4 protein-coding genes and 4 pseudogenes are annotated in these 6,190 nt (G+C 60.4%); 3 read left to right on the forward strand and 5 right to left on the reverse strand.

The annotated features are described in order from the left end of the window. The 4 genes and pseudogenes from HMPREF2924_RS34875 to HMPREF2924_RS37085 all read right to left on the reverse strand — a co-directional run. Nucleotides 1-329, reverse strand: a pseudogene (locus tag HMPREF2924_RS34875) (IS21 family transposase); the annotation flags it as partial. Nucleotides 330-363: 34 nt separating this feature from the next. After that, nucleotides 364-622, reverse strand: a pseudogene (locus HMPREF2924_RS36595) (Tn3 family transposase); the annotation flags it as partial. Between the two features lie 20 nt (nucleotides 623-642). Then, nucleotides 643-1,101 (reverse strand): methyl-accepting chemotaxis protein, encoded by a 459-nt coding sequence (locus HMPREF2924_RS37080; protein ID WP_255342433.1) that lies wholly within the window; start codon nucleotides 1,099-1,101, stop codon nucleotides 643-645. 87 nt (nucleotides 1,102-1,188) lie between these two features. Then, nucleotides 1,189-1,953, reverse strand: a pseudogene (locus HMPREF2924_RS37085) (PAS domain-containing protein); the annotation flags it as partial. A 349-nt stretch (nucleotides 1,954-2,302) separates the two neighbouring features. Here HMPREF2924_RS37085 and HMPREF2924_RS25000 point away from each other — a divergent pair. From HMPREF2924_RS25000 to HMPREF2924_RS25010, 3 genes and pseudogenes are all read left to right on the forward strand, one after another. Next, nucleotides 2,303-3,982, forward strand: coding sequence for a Mu transposase C-terminal domain-containing protein (locus HMPREF2924_RS25000; RefSeq protein WP_003465068.1), 1,680 nt, complete (start codon nucleotides 2,303-2,305; stop codon nucleotides 3,980-3,982). A gap of 2 nt (nucleotides 3,983-3,984) precedes the next feature. After that, nucleotides 3,985-4,893 (forward strand): TniB family NTP-binding protein, encoded by a 909-nt coding sequence (locus HMPREF2924_RS25005; RefSeq protein WP_003465065.1) that lies wholly within the window; start codon nucleotides 3,985-3,987, stop codon nucleotides 4,891-4,893. Beyond that, nucleotides 4,890-5,798, forward strand: a pseudogene (locus tag HMPREF2924_RS25010) (TniQ family protein); the annotation flags it as partial. The gene HMPREF2924_RS25005 and the pseudogene HMPREF2924_RS25010, both read left to right, overlap by 4 nt. Nucleotides 5,799-5,833: 35 nt before the next feature. Here the strand turns inward: HMPREF2924_RS25010 and HMPREF2924_RS25015 are convergent. Next, nucleotides 5,834-6,190, reverse strand: a 357-nt coding sequence (locus HMPREF2924_RS25015; RefSeq protein WP_141765575.1) for a Tn3 family transposase, incomplete at its 5' end; no start/stop codon positions are given.

Here is a 6,190-nt window from a genome sequence, read left to right on the forward strand (position 1 = left end):
GCCGTGTTAGCGACGGGGGCTTCCTTGAGCGATAAGTGGGTTTCGACGCTGGGTGGTGGTTCGGATGCTGTCAGCCGTGCCACGACATTGAGGATGTGTTCGGCGCTCAGGCTGCCGCTCTCCAGTACCAGCTCAACGGCTACCAGCACGGCATCGAGTCCGGCGACCGGTACGGCAGCCAGGACTTGCGCCATGATCCGGTCACCGCCGGCATGACGCCCCAGACCGTGCTTAAGCTGACGCAGCGGCGCCGGCAGATCAGCAAAGGGCGCGCCGTTGCGCAGCGCACCGGGCTTGCGTTCGATCAGCGGGAGGTAGTGCTGCCAGTCAGGGGTGCCCGCAGAATTCGGAAAAAATCGTACGCTAAGGTTTTCCGGGCAATCGTAGCGGCCTGAACTTCCCGACCTCCAGCCTGCGGCTCTGCCGCCAGACGTAATCGCCAGTCAGGTTGATGTGCTCCCAGCCCAGCGGCAACAGGTATTGCAGCAGCTCGCCGCCCACCGACTTGCCTCGACCAGCCCCAAGTGATGCGCTCCAGATACATCGTGTTCCATAGCACGATGGCCGTCACCAAGTTTGGGCTTCTGGCTCTGTAGCGCTGCGGCTCGAAGTTCCGATCCTGATTTTGCCTAAAACTGGACACTAGCTATTGTCTTTGAACAACGTCGATACGGTACGGGCAACATGGTCTGCACCGTCACTGATTTCACGCATAATAGTTGTTACAGTTGCGATCTGATCGTTGTTTTCTTCGGCGCTTCTAGCGATGCTGTTCATATCTATATTCAGTTGCTGAGTAAGCTTTCCGTTAGCAGTTACCACATTCTGGATTTCCACGGTGGCACTGCTAGTTCGAGCTGCCAACTGACGAACCTCGTCGGCTACTACAGCAAAGCCTCGGCCCGTTTCACCCGCTCGGGCAGCTTCAATTGCGGCGTTAAGTGCTAGTAAGTTAGTTTGTTCTGCCACGCCTTGGATGGTGGTAACAATTTTCTCGATATCTTTAGCCTGAGCATTTAGCTGTGTAATCAAAATAACCGCACCGTTTATTAAATTAAGTGTGCTCTGAGATAATTCAATTGAACTAGCAAGGGACTCCATGCCCCGCACGGAAATTTGAGATGTCTCCTCGGCGGTGGTGAAGGAAAGCTCTGCGGCTTGACGGATTTCATCAGCCTTATGCTTCTGCGAGCTGACGTCGGTGGCAAATTTTAACACTTTCACAACCTGGCCGGCTTCATCAATGACGGGGTTGTAGGTGGCCTCAAGATAGATGGTCTCTCCCGATGCGGTCTTGCGCTCAAATTGCCCGCTTAAAAAAGTTCCTCCCTTTAAACTCTGCCAAAAATTTGGATTTTCTTGATAAAAATTATCGAAACAGAACATTCGGTGGTGTCGACCCTTGATATCGCTGAGGCGATAACCCATAGCACGGAGGAAATTCTCATTTGCATGCAGGATGTCACCGTTAGGTGTGAACTCGATCTCCGCCATCGAGCGGGAGATGGCTGCATGGACGGCTCTTAGTGAGAGTAACTCGTTTTCTCTCTGAGTGACATCTGAGCCAATCTTAATGATTTCAATAACTTTTCCATCTTGATTTTGAACTGGAATATAAGTAGCCTCAATCAATACTAAGTTACCGTCTTTGCGCAGCCGCCTAAATAAACCTGATTGAGGATGGCCGTCAGCCAATTTCTGCCAGAAGCGCGAATAATCAGCTGTGCTAGCATAATTCTTTTCGCAGAAAATTCTGTGGTGCTGCCCTGCTATTTCTTCGAGTTTGTAACCAAGCATCTCTAGAAAGATATTGCTCGCATAGATTACGCTCCCGTCTGGCCTGAATCTGATTTCCGCGACATTTCGATTTATTGAATCAAGCTGCCACTGTAGTTCTGAGAGCTTATTTTCTGTGTCCAGCAGTTGTTTGTTTTTATTGAAAAACATAATCATTACCTTTGTGCAAATAAAATAATACTTGGGGCCTAATTTATACTGTATCGGTTAGCGCAACCGCTTCTTGAGAGCATAGCTCTTTATAGTTGGTAAATTAGCGATTTGCAGCCATGTGTCATATTGAGCTATACCCTAACCGGACGTCAGGCAAGGCCGCTCCGAGTCGTCAGAATAGAGTGGTCTTTCGCATTCGTTGACACATGTGTCGTTTTCAGAAGACGACCGCACCATCTGACTGGATGTAACGCCTGGTGTGCATACGGCTCCTGACAGCCCAATATCAGGAGTCGTCTGCACCAATCTCGACTATGCTCAATACTCGTGTGCACCAAAGCGAGGTTTGGGCATGACATCAGACACTCCACCGATTGCCGCGCAAGGCGTGGCCACCCTGCCCGACGAGGCATGGGCGCAAGCCCGGCACCGGACGGAAATCATCGGGCCACTGGCAGCGCTTGAGGTGGTCGGGCATGAAGCCGCCGATGAGGCAGCCCAAGCGCTGGGCCTGTCCCGGCGACAGGTATATGTCCTGATCCGTCGCGCCCGGCAGGGTACTGGCCTGGTAACAGACCTGACGCCCGGCCGATCCGGCGGCGGCAAAGGCAAGGGGCGCTTGCCGGAACCGGTCGAGCGCATCATCCGCGAGCTGCTGCAAAAGCGCTTCCTGACCAAGCAGAAACGCAGCCTGGCGGCGTTCCACCGCGAAGTCGCGCAGGCGTGCAAAACCCAGAAGCTGCCGGTGCCGGCGCGCAACACCGTGGCCCAGCGGATTGCCGGACTACACCCGGCGAAAATAGCCCGCAGCCGGGGCGGGCAGGACGCTGCCCGTCCCTTGCAAGGCGCGGGTGGCATTCCGCCCGAAGTCACCATGCCGCTGGAACAGGTGCAGATCGACCACACCGTCATCGACCTGATCGTGGTCGACGAGCGCGACCGGCAACCGATTGGCCGCCCATATTTGACCCTCGCCATCGACGTGTTCACGCGCTGCGTACTCGGCATGGTGGTCACGCTGGAAGCGCCGTCCGCCGTCTCGGTCGGCCTATGCCTCGCGCATGCCGCCTGCGACAAGCGGCCCTGGCTGGAAGGGCTGAATGTGGAAATGGACTGGCCGATGAGCGGCAAGCCCAGGCTGCTCTATCTGGACAACGCGGCCGAGTTCAAAAGCGAAGCGCTGCGCCGTGGCTGCGAACAGCATGGCATCCGGCTGGACTATCGCCCACCAGGCCAGCCGCACTACGGCGGCATCGTGGAACGGATCATCGGCACGGCGATGCAGATGATCCACGACGAATTACCGGGGACGACCTTCTCCAATCCCGGCCAGCGCGGCGAGTACGATTCCGAGAAGATGGCCACCCTGACGCTGCGCGAGCTGGAGCGCTGGCTCGCGTTGGCGGTAGGCACCTATCACGGCTCCGTGCACAACGGCCTGCTCCAGCCGCCGGCCGCGCGCTGGGCCGAGGCCGTGGAGCGCGTTGGCGTCCCGGCCGTCGTTACCCGCCCCACCGCGTTTTTGGTCGATTTCCTGCCGGTGATCCGCCGCACCCTGACCCGCACCGGCTTTGTCATCGACCACATCCACTACTACGCCGACGCCCTCAAGCCGTGGATTGCCCGGCGCGAGCGCTTGCCCGCCTTCCTGATCCGGCGCGATCCGCGCGACATCAGCCGCATCTGGGTACTGGAACCGGAAGGTCAGCACTATCTGGAGATCCACTACCGCACCTTGTCCCATCCGGCCGTCACCCTCTGGGAACAACGCCAGGCGCTGGCCAAATTGCGTCAGCTCGGGCGCGAGCAGGTGGACGAGTCGGCGCTGTTCCGCATGATCGGGCAGATGCGCGAGATCGTGACCACCGCCCAGAAGGCCACGCGCAAGGCGCGGCGCGACGCTGATCGCCGCCAGCACCTCAAGACGTCGGAGCCACCGGCCAAGCCCATACCGCCGGATGTGGACATGGCTGACCCGCAGGCAGACAACCTGCCGCCGGCCAAACCGTTCGATCAGATCGAGGAGTGGTAGCCGTGGACGAATATCCCGTCATTGACCTGTCCCACCTGCTGCCAGCGGCACAGGGTTTGGCCAGGCTGCCGGCAGACGAGCGCATCCAGCGCATTCGCGCCGACCGCTGGATCGGCTACCCGCGCGCGGTCGAGGCGCTGAACCGGCTGGAAACTCTGTATGCGTGGCCGAACAAGCAACGCATGCCAAACCTGCTGCTGGTCGGCCCCACCAACAACGGCAAGTCGATGATCGTCGAGAAATTCCGGCGGGCGCACCCGGTCGGCACCGACGCTGACCAAGAACATATCCCGGTGCTGGTCGTGCAGATGCCGTCAGAGCCATCGGTGATCCGCTTCTATGTCGCGCTGCTGGCTGCGATGGGCGCGCCGCTGCGCCCGCGCCCACGGCTGCCGGAAATGGAGCAACTGGCGCTGGCCCTGCTGCGCAAGGTCGGCGTGCGCATGCTGGTGATCGACGAACTGCACAATGTACTGGCTGGCAACAGCGTTAACCGGCGCGAGTTCCTCAACCTGCTGCGCTTCCTCGGCAACGAGCTGCGTATCCCCCTGGTCGGGGTCGGCACGCGCGAGGCGTACCTGGCCATCCGTTCGGACGATCAGTTGGAAAACCGCTTCGAGCCGATGCTGCTGCCGCCGTGGGAGGCCAATGAGGACTGCTGCTCGCTGCTGGCCAGCTTCGCGGCGTCACTCCCGCTACGGCGGCCATCCCCGATTGCCACGCTGGACATGGCCCGCTACCTGCTCACCCGGAGCGAAGGCACCATCGGCGAGCTTGCACATCTGCTGGTGGCGGCGGCCGTCGCCGCCGTGGAGAGTGGCGAGGAAGCGATCAACCACCGCACGCTCAGCATGGCCGACTACATCGGCCCCAGTGAGCGGCGGCGACAGTTCGAGCGGGAACTGATGTGAAGTCCGCGCCGCGCTGGCCGCTGCATCCGGCACCCAAGGAAGGCGAAGCCCTGTCCTCATGGCTCAACCGGGTCGCCGCCTGCTACCAGATGGACGTGCACGAGCTGCTGGCCCACGATCTTGGTCACAGCCAACTTGATGACCTGGATACCGCACCATCCTTGTCGTTGCTGACGGCGCTCTGCCAGCGCAGTGGCGTCGAGCTGGAGCGGTTGCGCAGCATGAGTCTTGCAGGCTGGGTGCCGTGGCTGCTCGACAGTCTCGACGATTCGGTACCAGCAGCCTTGGAAACCTATACATTCCAATGCGCGGTGCTCCTGCCCAAGCGCACCCGCAAGGTGCGGTCCATCACTCGCTGGCGTGCCTGGCTACCGAGCCAGACGATTCGCCGGGCGTGTCCGCAGTGTCTGAACGATCCAACGAATCAAGCTGTGCTACTCGTCTGGCAGCTCCCCTTGATGCTGAGCTGCCCGCAGCATGGCTGCTGGCTGGAGTCCTACTGGGGCATGCACGGCCGGTATCTTCAGTGGGAAATCGCCGATGCTGCGCCGCGCCCTGCCGATGACGCAATCGCCTGCATGGACCGGCGCACCTGGCAGGCGCTGACGACGGGTTTTGTGGAGCTGCCGCGTCGGCGTGTCCACGCCGGCTTGTGGTTCCGGCTGCTGCGCACCCTGCTTGATGAGCTGAACACGCCGCTCTCGCACTGCGGCAGTTGCTCGGCGAGCATCCGCCATGTCTGGGAGCGCTGCGGCCATCCGCTGCGCGCCGGGCAGAGTCTGTGGCGTCCCTACGAGATTCTGGCCCCGGCGGTGCAGTGGCAGATGCTGGAGGCGGCGGCCACCGCCATCACGCTGATCGAGTCAAAGGCGCTGATCCCGCGCGGGGAACAGGCCGCGCTGTTTCAGGGGAGCCCGCAGAATTCGGAAAAAATCGTACGCTAAGGTTTTCCGGGCATCCGTAGGGGCCGAAACTTCCCGTCTTCCAGTCTGCGGCTCTGCCGCCAGACGTAATCGCCGGTTAGGTTGATGTGCTCCCAGCCCAGCGGCGACAGGAATTGCAGCAGCTCGCCGTCCACCGGCTTGCCGGCCTCGACCAACCCCTGGATGGCGCGCTCCAGGTACACCGTGTTCCACAGCACGATAGCCGCCGTCACCAGGTTGAGGCCGCTGGCCCGGTAGCGCTGCTGCTCGAAGCTCCGATCCCTGATTTCCCCAAGGCGGTTGAAGAACACCGCCCTGGCCAGCGAGTTGCGCGCCTCACCTTTGTTCAGGCCGGCATGCACGCGGCGGCGCAG

Source organism: Pseudomonas sp. HMSC063H08, assembly GCF_001813645.1.
Lineage (GTDB): Bacteria > Pseudomonadota > Gammaproteobacteria > Pseudomonadales > Pseudomonadaceae > Pseudomonas > Pseudomonas aeruginosa.

Excerpts from the sequence above, each read along its gene's own strand:
- HMPREF2924_RS25000 (WP_003465068.1), top strand. The coding sequence starts at position 2,303 with ATGACATCAGACACTCCACCGATTGCCGCGCAAGGCGTGGCCACCCTG.
- HMPREF2924_RS37080 (WP_255342433.1), bottom strand. The coding sequence starts at position 1,101 with ATGGAGTCCCTTGCTAGTTCAATTGAATTATCTCAGAGCACACTTAAT.